Origin of the sequence: Micromonospora sp. NPDC047753, from assembly GCF_040642735.1 — a bacterium.
Classification (GTDB): domain Bacteria; phylum Actinomycetota; class Actinomycetes; order Mycobacteriales; family Micromonosporaceae; genus Micromonospora.
The window spans coordinates 1-13,920 of record NZ_JBEYSL010000145.1; the positions used below are offsets into that span (position 1 = coordinate 1).

Annotated in this window: 12 protein-coding genes, 1 tRNA gene and 1 pseudogene; 4 read left to right on the plus strand and 10 right to left on the minus strand. The window is 70.0% G+C overall.

Annotated elements, in window-relative coordinates; translation table 11 throughout:
• Nucleotides 1-51: 51 nt before the first annotated feature.
• Nucleotides 52-606 (minus strand): annotated as a pseudogene (locus tag ABZ749_RS14855) (CBS domain-containing protein); the annotation flags it as partial.
• 249 nt (nucleotides 607-855) lie between these two features.
• On the opposite strand from ABZ749_RS14855, the gene galE reads away from it, so the two are divergent.
• Together galE and galK are read left to right on the plus strand one after the other, a co-directional pair.
• Nucleotides 856-1,785, plus strand: a complete 930-nt coding sequence (gene galE, locus ABZ749_RS14860) for a UDP-glucose 4-epimerase GalE (protein WP_357227788.1) — start codon at nucleotides 856-858, stop codon at nucleotides 1,783-1,785.
• Nucleotides 1,782-2,951, plus strand: a complete 1,170-nt coding sequence (gene galK / locus ABZ749_RS14865) for a galactokinase (protein WP_357227766.1) — start codon at nucleotides 1,782-1,784, stop codon at nucleotides 2,949-2,951. The genes galE and galK overlap by 4 nt, the downstream gene beginning before the upstream one ends.
• 280 nt (nucleotides 2,952-3,231) lie before the next feature.
• Here galK and ABZ749_RS14870 read toward each other — a convergent pair whose 3' ends face one another.
• The 8 genes from ABZ749_RS14870 to ABZ749_RS14905 all read right to left on the minus strand — a co-directional run bounded on the left by ABZ749_RS14870 (nucleotide 3,232) and on the right by ABZ749_RS14905 (nucleotide 10,977).
• Complete coding sequence (locus ABZ749_RS14870; RefSeq protein WP_355010213.1) at nucleotides 3,232-4,485, minus strand: GTP-binding protein; 1,254 nt, start codon at nucleotides 4,483-4,485, stop codon at nucleotides 3,232-3,234.
• A 74-nt stretch (nucleotides 4,486-4,559) separates the two neighbouring features.
• A complete protein-coding gene (gene cysD / locus ABZ749_RS14875) occupies nucleotides 4,560-5,471 on the minus strand; it encodes a sulfate adenylyltransferase subunit CysD (protein ID WP_357199931.1) in 912 nt (303 codons plus the stop codon).
• 75 nt (nucleotides 5,472-5,546) lie between these two features.
• Entirely contained in the window at nucleotides 5,547-6,377 is an 831-nt protein-coding gene (locus tag ABZ749_RS14880) for a 3'(2'),5'-bisphosphate nucleotidase CysQ (RefSeq protein WP_357227769.1), read from the minus strand.
• Nucleotides 6,378-6,509: 132 nt separating this feature from the next.
• The gene (gene pth, locus ABZ749_RS14885; RefSeq protein WP_357227772.1) at nucleotides 6,510-7,100 is read right to left on the minus strand and encodes an aminoacyl-tRNA hydrolase; all 591 of its coding nucleotides are present in this window, start codon (nucleotides 7,098-7,100) and stop codon (nucleotides 6,510-6,512) included.
• A gap of 95 nt (nucleotides 7,101-7,195) precedes the next feature.
• Nucleotides 7,196-7,891: a 50S ribosomal protein L25/general stress protein Ctc gene (locus ABZ749_RS14890; protein ID WP_357199922.1), complete on the minus strand. Its 696-nt coding sequence runs from the start codon at nucleotides 7,889-7,891 to the stop codon at nucleotides 7,196-7,198.
• 332 nt (nucleotides 7,892-8,223) lie between these two features.
• On the minus strand, nucleotides 8,224-9,204 hold the full coding sequence (locus ABZ749_RS14895; RefSeq protein ID WP_030329105.1) for a ribose-phosphate diphosphokinase: 981 nt from the start codon (nucleotides 9,202-9,204) through the stop codon (nucleotides 8,224-8,226).
• 58 nt (nucleotides 9,205-9,262) lie between these two features.
• Nucleotides 9,263-10,795: a bifunctional UDP-N-acetylglucosamine diphosphorylase/glucosamine-1-phosphate N-acetyltransferase GlmU gene (gene glmU, locus ABZ749_RS14900; RefSeq protein WP_357227775.1), complete on the minus strand. Its 1,533-nt coding sequence runs from the start codon at nucleotides 10,793-10,795 to the stop codon at nucleotides 9,263-9,265.
• Between the two features lie 110 nt (nucleotides 10,796-10,905).
• A tRNA-Gln gene (locus tag ABZ749_RS14905) sits at nucleotides 10,906-10,977 on the minus strand.
• A 313-nt stretch (nucleotides 10,978-11,290) separates the two neighbouring features.
• Here ABZ749_RS14905 and ABZ749_RS14910 point away from each other — a divergent pair.
• A complete protein-coding gene (locus ABZ749_RS14910; RefSeq protein ID WP_357227778.1) occupies nucleotides 11,291-12,256 on the plus strand; it encodes an acyl-CoA desaturase in 966 nt (321 codons plus the stop codon).
• A 223-nt stretch (nucleotides 12,257-12,479) separates the two neighbouring features.
• Nucleotides 12,480-13,178, plus strand: coding sequence for a TetR/AcrR family transcriptional regulator (locus tag ABZ749_RS14915; protein ID WP_357227781.1), 699 nt, complete (start codon nucleotides 12,480-12,482; stop codon nucleotides 13,176-13,178).
• A gap of 6 nt (nucleotides 13,179-13,184) precedes the next feature.
• Here the strand turns inward: ABZ749_RS14915 and ABZ749_RS14920 are convergent, their stop codons facing one another.
• A complete protein-coding gene (locus ABZ749_RS14920) occupies nucleotides 13,185-13,661 on the minus strand; it encodes a DUF4383 domain-containing protein (protein ID WP_357227784.1) in 477 nt (158 codons plus the stop codon).
• Nucleotides 13,662-13,920: the final 259 nt, after the last annotated feature.

Genomic DNA, 13,920 nt, shown 5'->3' on the forward strand with positions numbered 1-13,920 from the left:
CCTGGTAGGTGGTCAGGGTCCCGCCGCTCTGCACCACGAATGTGTTGTTCACCAGCGGTGCGCTGACCGGGCGGGTGCCGTCGCCGTTGAGCGGTTGCTGCCCGGGAGCCGCTTCACCTCCCGGGCCAACTCGCCGACGGTGACGCACGGGTCGGCGTCCGGGCGCAGCAGTACGTCACGGAGGTGCACGAAGCCGACCACGTCGTCGTGCGTGCCGTCGGTGACCGGGTAACGGGTGTGCGTTTCGGCACGGACCAGTCGGGCCGCTTCGACGATGGTCATCCGTGCCGGGAGGAAGACCACCTCGGTGCGCGGCATCATCACCTCGCGGATCAGACTGGCACCGGCCACCAGGACCTCGTCGATGATCCGACGCTCGTCCGGGTCGAGCACCGTGTTCGCCGCGACAAGGTCCCGCAGATCGGCCTCGGAGATGTGTTCCCGACCGGTCGTCGGACCGGTCCCGAGCAGATCGGTGACGAGTCGGGTGGCGCCATCCGCGGCGCGAACCAGCACCCGGGCTACGCCCCGGGCGAGCGGGCCAGGGTCGCGGCGGGGGTGTGCCCGCGCGTTTCGCCGGAGCCCGGTACGGGCCGCTTCCCGCATGACAGAGATGGTAGACACCGTGGGCCCGCCGCACCGGGGATCACGCGGAGCGGCGGAGAGATGTTCGGCTCTGTTTAATCATGAGAGATTATGATGGAATGGGGTTGGCGGTGGCGACGGCGAGAGCGCCGGCCACCGCCCTAGTGTGATCACCGAAGGGCCACGTCCCGGGCGGGCCAGGCAGGAGGCAACGACGTGAAACTGCTCGTCACCGGGGGCGCCGGCTTCATCGGGAGCGTGGTGACCCGGATGCTGCTCGACGCGGGTCACCAGGTGGTCATCCTGGACGACCTGCGTACCGGCCACCGCGAGGCCCTCGCGCCGGACGCCACCCACGTGGAGGCGTCCATCCACGACGCTGCCCAGGTCATCACCGCGGACGCCGGCTTCGACGGGGTGCTGCACTTCGCCGCCCTGATCGCCGCCGGCGAGTCGATGGTCAAGCCGGAGCTGTACTGGCAGAACAACACCATCGGCACGCTCGCCCTGATCGACGCGGTCCGGGCCGCCGGGGTGCCCCGGATGGTCTTCTCCTCCACCGCCGCCGTCTACGGCAACCCCACCGAGCTGCCCATCACCGAAAACGCGGTCAAAGCACCCACCAATACGTACGGCGCCACCAAACTCGCCGTCGACATGGCACTCACCTCCGAGGCGATCGCGCACGGGCTGGCCGCCGTCTCGCTGCGCTACTTCAACGTGGCCGGCGCCCACCTCGACGGCGACATCACCCTCGGCGAGCGGCACGACCCGGAGACGCACCTGATCCCGATCGCACTGGACGTCGCCGCCGGCCGGCGGGACAAGCTCCAGCTCTTCGGTGACGACTACCCCACAGTGGACGGCACCTGTGTCCGCGACTACATCCACGTCGCCGACCTGGCCCGCGCGCATCTGCTGGCGCTGGGCGCGGCCACCGGCGGTCAGCACCGGATCTACAACCTGGGCAACGGCCACGGCTTCACCAACCGCCAGGTCGTCGACGTGGTGCGCGAGGTCACCGGGCACCACCTGCCCGTCGAGGTCGCCCCGCGCCGCGAGGGCGACCCGGCCGAGTTGGTCGCATCCTCCGCACTGGCCCGCGACGAGCTGGGCTGGGTGCCGCAGAAGCCGACCCTGCACGACATGGTCGGGGATGCCTGGGCGTTCTACCGCACGCACATCCTGGGCCAGTCATGACCAACCCGAGCAGCGATGTCGCCGAGCGGGCCGCGGCCGGCTTCTCCGCGCAGTTCGGTGCCCAGGCCACCGGCCGCTGGGCCGCCCCTGGGCGGGTCAACCTGATCGGTGAGCACACCGACTACAACGAAGGCTTCGTGCTGCCCTTCGCCCTGCCGATGCGCACCGTCGTCGCCGCCGACCGGCAGGACGGCGAGCACTGGACGGTCTGGTCCGAACTCTCCGGCGAGTCGATCACCTTCGGCGCCGACGACGTCGCCGAGCCGGGTCGCGTCTCCGGCTGGGGCGCGTACGTCGCGGGTGTGGTCTGGGCGCTACGCGAGGCCGGTCACCCGGTGCCCGGCGCCCGGCTGGCGATCGCCTCCGACGTGCCGCTGGGCGCCGGGCTCTCCTCCTCGGCCGCGCTGGAGTCGGCAGTGCTGGCCGCCCTGCTCGACCTCGGCGAGTTGGAGCTCGCCCCGGAACTGCAACCCCGGCTGGCGCAACGGGCGGAGAACGTCTACGTGGGCGCGCCGACAGGCATCATGGACCAGTCCGCGGCGATCCGCTGCCGCGCCGGGCACGCCCTCTTCCTGGACTGTCGGGACGAGTCGGTCGAGCACATCCCGTTCGACCTCGACGCCGACGGGCTGGCTGTGCTGGTCATCGACAGCCGCGCGCCGCACCGCCACGCCGACGGGGAGTACGCGGCCCGCCGTCGCTCCTGCGAGGCCGGGGCCAACGCGCTCGGTGTCACCGCGCTGCGGGACGTGAGCATCGACCAGCTCGACGCCGCGCTGGCACGGCTCGACGACGAGGAGACCCGGCGACGGGTCCGGCACGTGGTGACCGAGGACCAGCGCGTACTGGACACGGTGGCGTTGCTCCGCGCCGCCCGGGTCCGAGACATCGGCCCGCTGCTGACCGCCTCCCACGTCTCGATGCGCGACGACTTCGAGATCACCGTCCCGGAGATCGACACCGCGGTCGAGGCAGCGTTGGCAGCCGGCGCGCTGGGTGCCCGGATGACCGGCGGCGGCTTCGGCGGCTGCGTACTCGCGCTGATCGAGGCTGACAGTGCCGACGCGGTAGCCGCTGCCGTGTCCGACGCGTACGCGCAACGAGGTTTCACCGCCCCCGGCACCGTGACGGTCCTCCCCTCCCCCGGCGCCACCCGCCTGCCCTAACCCAACCCACCAACCCCACCCCCACCCCACCCGGGCCGGCGGTGATCAAGAGGTTTGCGTCAATTCGAGCCCGGAATCTGACGCGAACCTCTTGATCACCCGCCTCAGGCGGGCGGGGGTCGGGCGGAGGCGGCTGTGGAGATCGTGCTGATTCATGGATGTAGTGGCCTCGCCCAACGGGCGAGGCCACTACATCCTGGATCGAGCGCGTCTTGCGCGCGGGCGCGGGCAGCGCGGGCAGCGCGGGCAGCGCGGGCAGCGCGGGCAGCGCGGGTTGGGGTTAGCTCGCTTCGACGATCATGGCGGCGCCTACCGTGCGGTTGGTCGCCTCGTCGATGATGACGAAGCCGCCGGTGGTGCGGTTACGGCGGTACTCGTCGGCCAGCAGCGGCACTGTCGTGCGCAGTCGCACCCGACCGATCTCGTTGAGCCGCAGCTCGTCGGCGGACTCGTCGCGGTGCAGGGAGTTGATGTCCAGCCGGTAGTGCAACCCGCGCACGATCGCCCGTGCCGACCGGGTGGTGTGCTTGATCGCGTACCGGCCGCCGACCCGTAGCGGGGCCGTCTCGTCCATCCAGCAGACCATCGCCTCGATGTCCTGGGCCACCGCCGGAGCGTTGTTCGGCCGGCAGATCAGGTCACCCCGCGAGATGTCGATCTCGTCGGCCAGTCGTACCGTCACCGACATCGGCGGGAACGCCTCCGCGACCGGCCCGTCGGCGGTCTCCACGGCGGCGATCCGGCTGGTGAAGCCGGAGGGCAGCACCATCACCTCGTCGCCCGGCTTCAGCACGCCGGAGGCGACCTGGCCGGCGTAGCCGCGGTAGTCGGTGACAGTGGTGGACTGCGGACGGATCACGTACTGCACCGGGAACCGGACGTCGACCAGGTTGCGGTCGCTGGCGATGTGCACCCGCTCCAGGTGGTGCAGCAGCGACGGGCCCTCGTACCAGGGCATGTTGTCCGACCGGGTGACGATGTTGTCGCCGCGCAACGCGGAGACCGGAACCACTGTCAGATCCGGTACGTCGAGCTTCGCCGCGAACGCGGTGAACTCGTCGGCGATCCGCTCGTAGACCTCCTGCGACCAGTCGACGAGGTCCATCTTGTTGACACAGAGGACCAGGTGCGGCACCCGCAGCAGAGAGCAGAGGAACGCGTGCCGGCGGGACTGCTCGACGAGGCCCTTACGCGCGTCCACCAGGATCAACGCCAGGTCCGCCGTCGAAGCGCCGGTGACCATGTTGCGGGTGTACTGGATGTGGCCCGGGGTGTCGGCGATGATGAACTTGCGCCGGGGGGTGGCGAAGTACCGGTACGCCACGTCGATGGTGATGCCCTGCTCCCGCTCGGCACGCAGACCGTCGGTGAGCAACGCCAGGTTGGTGTATTCGTCACCGCGAGCCGCGCTGACCGCCTCCACGGCGGCCAACTGGTCGGTGAAGAGCGACTTGGTGTCGTAGAGCAGCCGCCCGATCAGGGTCGACTTCCCGTCGTCCACGCTGCCGGCGGTGGCGAACCGCAGCAGGTCCATCGGCCGGGCCTCCGGCCCGGCGCCGGCAACAGCCCGCGCGTCCGCGCTCGCGGCGGCCACGATCTCGGTACTCATCAGAAGTAGCCCTCCCGCTTGCGGTCCTCCATGGCGGCCTCGCTGACCCGGTCGTCACCACGGGTGGCGCCGCGCTCGGTGATCCGGGTGGCCGCCACCTCCTCGATGACCTTCTCCACGGTGTCCGCGTCGGAGCGGACCGCGGCGGTGCAGGAGGCGTCGCCGACGGTGCGGTAGCGCACCTGCGCCTTGAACCGCTCCTCACCCGCGCGGGGGCGGAAGAACTCGTTGACTGCGTAGAACATGCCGTCCCGTTCGATCACCTCGCGCTCGTGCGCGTAGTAGATCGACGGCAGCGGGATGCGTTCCCGGGCGATGTAGTGCCACACGTCCAGCTCGGTCCAGTTGGACAGCGGGAAGACCCGGATCGACTCGCCCGGGTGGTGCCGGCCGTTGTACAGCGACCACAGCTCCGGCCGCTGGTTCTTCGGGTCCCACTGACCGAACTCGTCGCGGAAGCTGAACACCCGCTCCTTCGCCCGGGCCTTCTCCTCGTCCCGGCGGGCGCCACCGAACAGCGCGTCGAAGCGGTGCTTCTCCACCGCGTCCAGCAGCACCGGTGTCTGGATCCGGTTGCGCATGCCGTCACCGGACTCCCGGACCATGCCGCTGGCCAGGGCCTCCGGCACGCTCGCCACCACGAGGTGCAACCCCAGCTCGGCGACCCGTTGGTCGCGGTATTCCAGGACCTCGGGGAAGTTGTGCCCGGTGTCGACGTGCATCACCGGGAAGGGGATGTTGGCGGGGGCGAACGCCTTCTGCGCGAGCCGCAGCATGACGATCGAATCCTTGCCACCGGAGAAGAGCATCACCGGGCGTTCCATCTCGGCGACCACCTCGCGCATCACGAAGATGCTCTCCGCTTCCAAGGCGTCCAGGTGGGAGACCTGGTACGCCGCGGGGGTGGTCATGACACCGGCTCGATTCGCTCGCTCATCCGATTTCCAGACCTTTCCGGTCGGACATGTCAAGAAAGTGCGCTCAGGCTACCCGGAATGTTTCTGCAACGCTGCAAGCAACCGGGTGGCGAGATCCTTGCGGCAGACCAGGAGGTCGGGCAGCCGCGGATCCGCCTCGTTGTATTTCAGCGCAGAACCGTCGATCCGGGAAGCGTGCAGTCCGGTGGCCGTCGCCACAGCGATCGGGGCCGCCGAGTCCCACTCGTACTGCCCACCTGCGTGGATGTACGCGTCCACCTCGCCGGTGACCACTGCGGCGATTTTCGCGCCGGCCGAGCCCATCGGCACCAGGTGCGCCCCGACGTCCTCGGCCAGATCGGTCAGGAAGACCGGCGGACGGCTCCGGCTCGCGGCCAGGCGGATCTTCCGCTCGCCGGCCGTCGCCGCCTCCACTGTCATCGGCGGGTACGCCGGCGGGTAGTCGGTGCCCAGCACCCGGTGCTGCGCCGGCAACCCCACGGCCCCGGCGACGAGCCCGTGCGGGCTCGGCGCGTTGCGCGCCCAGAGCGCCACGTGCACCGCCCAGTCCGAGCGGCCCTCCTCGGAGAACTCCCGGGTGCCGTCCAACGGGTCGATGATCCACACCCGGTCCGCGTTCAGCCGGGACACCGCTCCGGTGTTGACCTCCGCGGCCCAGGCCAACCGCGACCCTTCGTCCTCCTCGGAGAGCACCGCGTCACCCGGACGCCACTTCGCCAACTCCGTGCGGATCAGGTCGTGCGACACCTTGTCCCCGGCCGACTTCAGCGCACCGGCGTCGGCGAAACCCATCTCCGTGCGCAGGTCGAGCAGCGCCTGCCCGGCCCGGGACGCCAACCATCGGGCGAACGCGCCATCGATCATCGGAGGACTGCTCATCTGTCCGCTCCCGTCGCCTCGCCGCGCTGCCCGCACGGGCCGATCCGCCGCGACTCGCGTCGCCGGTCGCGGCACGCTGAAAGGCGCAGACTACCGGCCCGCCGTTTCCGATCCGGGTACGCCCCGCCCGGCTCAGCCGCCGTGGTAGAGGTTCTGGGTCGGCTCCACGCCCTTGACGATCACCGACTCCACCATGTCGGCGGCCCGGTCCACCAGGAAATCCAACTCCTTGCGCTCGGCCGCGCCAAAATCCGACAGCACGTAATCCGCCGGATCCTGCCGCCCCGGCGGTCGGCCGACGCCGAACCGCACCCGGGCGTAGTCCTTGGTCCCCAACGACTTCGACATCGAGCGCAGGCCGTTGTGCCCGCCCTCGCCGCCGCCGAACTTGACCCGCACCTGGCCGAAGCCGATGTCCAGCTCGTCATGCACCGCGATCACCTGAGCGGCCGGCACCTTGTAGAACTGCGCCAGGGCAGCGACCGGCCCACCGGACAGGTTCATGTACGTCAGTGGCTTGACCAGTACCAGCTTCGGCCCACCGAACCCCAGCCGCGCCTCGGCCACCTCGGCCACCGCCCGCTTGTGCCGGCCGAAACGCGCACCCACCCGCCCGGCCAGCAGTTCCGCCACCATGAACCCGACGTTGTGCCGGTTGCCGGCGTACTCCCGGCCCGGGTTGCCCAGGCCGACCACCAGCCATGGCCCCGCCTCGTCTGTCACGACCCGTCCTCTCCGACGCCCAACGCAGCGACTCCCGATATGCCGACAGGCGCCCCCGGAACATCCGGGGACGCCTGTCGCACAGTACGAACCGATCAGGCCTCGGTGCGCGCCTCGGTCGTCTCGGCGCCCTCGGCCGGGGCCTCGTCCGCGCCCTCGGAGCCCTCGGTGGTCTCGCCGACCTCGGCCTCGGCCTCGTCGGTGGCAACCTCGACGTCGGGCAGCGTCGCCTCGAGCTGCTCGGCGGTCGGGGCGGCGGTCACCGACGCGACGGTCAGATCCGAGTCGGCGGCCAGCTCGACGCCGGAGGGCAGCGTGACATCGCCGGCGGTCACCTGGGTGCCCGCCTCCATGCCCTCGATCGACGCCTCGAGGTGGTCCGGAACCTTGGTGGCGTCCGCGGTCACCGACAGGGTGTCGTGGTCGTGCACGATCAGGGTGTCCCGGGCGGCCTCGCCGGTCAGCTGGACCGGGACCTCGACGGTGACCTTCTCGCCCCGGCGGACCAGGATCAGGTCGACGTGATCGAAGGTGTCGCGGATCGGGTCACGCTGGATCGCCTTCGGCAGCGCCAGCACCTGGGTGCCGTCGGTGATGTCGATCGCGAAGAGCTGGTTGGCACCGCCCTTGCGGATCGCGGCGGCGAACTCCCGCGACGGCAGCGCGATGTGCTTCGGCTTCTCGCCGTGGCCGTACAGCACGGCGGGCACCTTGCCGGCCCGGCGGGTACGGCGGGCACCACCCTTGCCGAACTCGGTACGGGGCTCGGCGCTGATCTTTACCTCGGACACGGGGAAACTCCTGATGCTTTTCGCTGCGGCGGCTTGTCGTCTAACGGTGCTGGGCGAGGGGCTCGCTGGGGCTCATGCGTCATGAACGACTGCCCGGAGCACCGCGTCGATGACGGTGCCTCCGTGCGGCGCTTTTCAGCGGCCCGCCGGGCACCCTCGCCGTGGCAACCGCACCAGTCTACCCGAGCTGTTTCCAGGGTTTCCGGCAGTCCCCGATCACGGCTCAGGACCGGCGCGTCGGTGGCGCTCCCACCAGCGTGCCGGCCCCGTTTCCGCCAGTTTGCCAGCCCCGCCCCCCACCGGCACGCCGAGTGGGGAAACGGGGCTCAGGCTCAGCTCAGGCCACCGAAGAGGGTGGTCACCGAACCGTCGTCGAAGACTTCGCGGATCGCCCGCGCCAGCAGCGGCGCGATCGACAGCACGGTGAGCTTGTCCAGTTGCTTCTCCGGCGGGAGCGGCAGGGTGTTCGTCACCACGATCTCGCTGATCGAGCTGTTCTTCAGCCGCTCGGTGGCCGGGTCGGACAGCAGCGCGTGGGTGGACGCGACAACGATCTCCGCCGCGCCCGACTCCTTGAGGATGTCCGCGGCCTTGGCGATGGTGCCACCGGTGTCGATCATGTCGTCGACGATCAGGCAGACCCGGCCTTCCACCTCGCCGACGACCCGGTTCGCCACTACCTGGTTCGGCTTCATCGGGTCACGGGTCTTGTGGATGAACGCCAGCGGGCACCCGCCCAACCGGTCGGTCCACCGCTCGGCCACCCGCACCCGCCCCGAATCCGGTGCCACCACCGTCATCGGCCGGCCGGCGTACTTGTGCTCCACGTACTCGGCGAGGATGTCCATCGCGAAGAGGTGGTCCACCGGGCCGTCGAAGAAGCCCTGGATCTGCGCGGTGTGCAGGTCGACGGTGAGGATGCGGTTCGCGCCGGCGGTCTTCAGCAGGTCGGCCACCAGGCGGGCCGAGATCGGCTCCCGACCGCGGTGCTTCTTGTCCTGGCGGGCGTACGGGTAGAACGGCAGCACCACGGTGATCCGCTTGGCCGACCCCCGCTTCAGCGCGTCCACCATGATCAGGGTCTCCATGACCCAGGTGTTAACCCCGTGCGTGACGGACTGGACCACGAAGGCGTCCGAACCACGTACCGAGTCCTTGAACCGTACGAAGATCTCGCCGTTGGCGAACTCGTACGCGTCGGCGGGCGTCGGCGCGACGCCGAGCACCTCGCCGATCTCCTTGGCCAACTCCGGAAAGCCACGTCCGGAAAAGAGCATCAGGCTTTTGCGGTTTTCGGCGACGATGCTGCCCATGGGCCCGTCTGCTCCCGTTATGTCGGCGGTACCCGACCCGGTGGTGGTGGGTCGGGGACTATTCGGTTGCAGTATCTCCCGCGCCGGATGCGCCGCCCACCGTCTCGGTCGCCCCGTGGATTGCCTCACTGTGGCTTGCGGCACCAGTCGTACCGGCCACACCCTTCGCGTCGCGGGCCCGCTGCGCCGCCTCCGCCGCGGCAGTGCCGGCGCGTCGCTTGACGACCCAGCCCTCGATGTTGCGCTGGCGAGCCCGGGCGACGCCCATCGCCCCTGCCGGCACATCGTCGACGATCACCGAACCAGCCGCCGTGTACGCCCCGTCGCCCACCTCGACCGGCGCCACGAACATGTTGTCCGCACCGGTCCGCGCGTGGCTGCCGATCACCGTGCGGTGCTTGTTGACCCCGTCGTAGTTCACGAAGACGGACGCGGCACCGATGTTGGTCTGCTCGCCGATCGTCGCGTCGCCGACGTACGTCAGGTGCGGCACCTTCGCGCCGGCACCGATCTGCGAGTTCTTCACCTCGACGAACGTGCCGACCTTCGCCTTCTCGGCCAGCTGGGCGGCCGGCCGCAGGTACGCGTACGGCCCGACGGTCGCGCCCGCTCCCACCTCGGCGCCGACGGCGTGACTGCGGATCACCGACGCGGCGGGGCCGACGATCGTGTCTATCAGGGTGACGTCCGGCCCGATCAGCGCGCCCGCGCCGATCACCGTGCCGCCGCGCAACTGGGTGTTCTGGTCGATCACCGCGTCCCGGTCCAGCGCGACCGTCACGTCGATCCAGGTGGTGGCGGGGTCGAGCAGGCTCACCCCGGTGCGCATCCACGCCTCGTTGATCCGGTCGCGCAGCAGCCGACGCAGCGTGGCCAGCTCCACCCGGTCGTTGCAGCCCAACGTCTCGACGTGGTCCACGGCGACGTGCACCGCCACCGGCTCGCCGGCGGAACGAAGCAGACCGAAGACGTCGGTCAGGTACTCCTCGCCCTGGTCGTTGTCGGTGGAGAGCTTGCCCAGCGCCTCGCGCAGCCGCACCGCGTCGAACGCGTAGATGCCGGCGTTGATCTCCCGGATCGCGCGCTGCGTCGGGTCGGCGTCGCGCTCCTCGACGATCTGCTCCAGGCGCCCGTCGGCGTCCCTGACGATCCGCCCGAGGCCGGTCGGGTCGGGCACCTCGGCGGCCAGCACCGTGGCCGCGGCACCGGCCTCCTCGTGGGCGGTCACCAGCGCGCCCACCGTCTCCGGCCGCAGCAGGGGCACGTCACCGTTGATCACCACGACGGTGCCGGCACCTTCCGGTACGGCCTCCAGCGCGATCCGTACGGCATGGCCGGTGCCGAGCTGCTCGGCCTGGAGCACCGGAGTGGCGTCCGGGGCGATCTCGGACAGGTGCGCCCGCACCTGGTCGGCGCCGTGCCCCACCACGACGACGGTGCGGTCCGCGCCCAACGGGGCGGCGGCGCTCAGCACGTGACCGAGGAGCGTCCGGCCGAGCAGGGGGTGCAGCACCTTGGGCAGTGTCGACTTCATCCGCTTGCCCTCACCGGCGGCAAGCACGACGACGGTACGGAGGTGGGGCTGGGGCACGACGTGGCTCCCGTCGGGACGGCGGACACTCTCGCGGCCATGCTAGCCGCGAGGCCCGGCACGTTCCCCTCTTACCCCCACCAGGCCCTAAAAGGGACGCAGGTGGGCAGCTCGGCCGCCAGGGTTCGAACCTGAAATACGGGTACCAAAGACCCGGGTGTTGCCAATTACACCACGGCCGATCACCGACGCGAGCACGTCGCACGAGGGATGGACACCCCGCCGCTACACCTTAGCGCCCCGGCCCTCGGGCGCCAGCGCTCATCCCACCGCACGGCGAGCGGTCGATGCCGTGAACGGACCAGGGGTGGTCGGCCCGCACCTCGGCCACCCTCGGACCGGGTCGGCCGAGTCTGCGCCACCGGACCGTTTGACCTGCGACTTCACATAGTTAAGCGAAGGCGATTCCAAACTTCCAGATGCGATCTATGGTGCCGTAAGTTACGGTGACGTAGGCGTAACTTAGTGATCGTCACCATCCCCCTGCGAGGTCCCATGTCCACTGCTGTACTCGATCCCAACACCGCCGGATCCGGCCCCAAACCACTCACCGACGGCAGCCAGTCCCCCGGCATCCTGGCCGCCCTCTGGGCTTTCGTGGTGATCCCCTTCGTCGCTCTGCTGGTCGCCGTTCCGGTGGCGTGGGGCGGCTGGCTCGGCTGGACCGACGTGATCATCGGCCTCGTCTGGTACGTCGTCTCCGGGCTCGGCATCACCGTCGGCTTCCACCGCTACTTCACCCACGGCTCGTTCAAGGCCAAGCGGTGGCTGCGGGTGACTCTGGCGGTCGCGGGTTCGCTGGCGGTACAGGGCGAGATCATTCAGTGGGTCGCCGACCACCGGCGCCACCACGCGTTCTCCGACCTGGAGGGTGACCCGCACTCGCCGTGGCGCTTCGGCACCAGCTTCTGGGCGTTGACCCGGGGCCTGTTCCACGCACACGTGGGCTGGCTCTTCCGCCGGGAGCTGTCCAACCGCGGGCGTTTCGCACCGGACCTCATCGCCGACCGGGACATCAGCCGGGTCGACCGACTCTTCCCCGCGCTGGTGGCCATCTCGCTGCTCGGCCCGGCGCTGATCGGCGGCCTGGTGACCTGGTCCTGGCAGGGCGCGCTGACCGCGTTCTTCTGGGCCGGGCTGGTCCGGATCGGCCTCCTGCACCACGTCACCTGGGCGATCAACTCGGTGTGCCACGTCTACGGTGAGCGTCCGTTCGCGATGCGCCAGGGCGACCGCGCGTCGAACTTCTGGCCGCTGGCGATCCTGTCGTTCGGCGAGAGCTGGCACAACCTGCACCACGCCGACCCGACCAGCGCCCGGCACGGCGTGTTGCGCGGTCAGGTGGACATCTCCGCCCGGGTGATCTGGTTGTTCGAGAAGACCGGCGCGGCAACACAGGTGCGCTGGCCAAAGCCCGAGCGCCTCGCCGCCAAGCTGGTGAAGCCGGTCGCACCCCGCTGAAACCGGGCGGTGCACGAGGATGCCGCCTGGCAGGATGGCCGGGTGACCGAGCCATGCGGGGGCACCAGGCGGCTCGGTGGGCGGGAGCCGAGCCCGATCCGGGTACGGTCGAACGGCGCGTCAGGGCGGTCGAACCGCCCGACAGTTAGGCGACGACGTGAACGGGCACAGCGGAGGAACCATTCCACGGCAGGGCGTCACCGAGCGCCAGCGAGGCGGCGACATGCCTGAGGTCAGCGACGAGGCGGCGGCAGCTGTCGGCGGCCGACGGGCGACGCCGACGGCGGCACCGAAAGCCAAACCTCCCTCCCGGATCCGCATGTCGGCGGCCCAACGCCGGGAACAGTTGATCGCGACCGGCCGGCAACTCTTCGCGGAACGCGGTTTCGACGCCACCTCCATCGAGGAGGTGGCGGCCCGCGCCAAGGTCTCCAAGCCGGTGGTGTACGAGCACTTCGGTGGCAAGGAAGGGCTCTACGCGGTGGTGGTGGACCGGGAGGTCCGGGCCCTGCTCGACCGGATCACCACGGCGTTGACCGCCGGGCATCCGCGGGAGCTCCTGGAACAGGCGGCGCTCGCCCTGCTGACCTACATCGAGGAGGAGACCAGCGGTTTCCGGGTGCTGGTCCGCGAGTCGCCGCTGATGTCCGGCACGGCCACCTTCAGCAGCGTCATGAACGACGTGGCGCACCAGGTCGAGCACATCCTGGGCGCCGAGTACAAGAGCCGCGGGTACGACCCGAAGCTCGCCGAGCTGTACTCGCAGGCGCTTGTCGGCATGGTGGCGTTGACCGGTCGCTGGTGGTTGGAGGTGCGTAAGCCGCGCAAGGAGACGGTGGCGGCGCACCTCGTCAACCTGGCCTGGAACGGGTTGTCGCACCTGGAGGCCAAGCCGACGCTGATCACCGCGCGGCGCAACTGACCCCGATCAGCGGCGGTGCACGTCGGCCACCGGGTGCTTACGGTGCTCCAACTCCGCCTCGGCGGATTCCGGTGGGCCGACCTTGTCGTAGAGGCCGGTGCCGAGCAGGATCAGGCCGAACAGCATCGACACGATCACTGTCGACATCGAGAAGTTGAGAAAGTTCCCTCCGGTCTGCAGCACCGACATCATCAGGATGCTGGTCACCAGGAACACCACGCCCGCCGTGAGGTTCATGTAGTGGCCGAGGTTGGTACGCCGCGAGGCCCCGATGATCAGAACGACCCCGAAGACCACCGAGGCCAGTGAGAAGGCCAGGTTGGTCCGGAGCCCGAGGGCCCAGGTGCTGTTACGGGCGAAGAGCGGATCCCCGATCGTCTCGGCGACGCCCCACACGCCGAAGACCAGGATGTAGACGCCGATCAGCCCGGAGAGGACCCGGTAGAGCGGCCGTGCCGGATGGTTGACCGGAAAATGCGGCATACCCAGACCCCCTGAAGTGACCGTTTCAGGGGAATTGTCGCCCAGGGTAGACCCAACTGTCCGAAGAACCCCGATGCCGGAAGCGTCCGCCGAATGGCTGGACCAGGTCAGGTTTTCCGCCGGAGCCCGAGCTGCGCAGGGATCAAGCCTGACCGCCCGGAGCACCAGGTGCGCCGCAGACCCACCAGGTAGTGCTCGAACACCGCGTACGCCGGCACCCAGGGGAACCGCGCCGATCCCGTCACACTCACCCGATCAC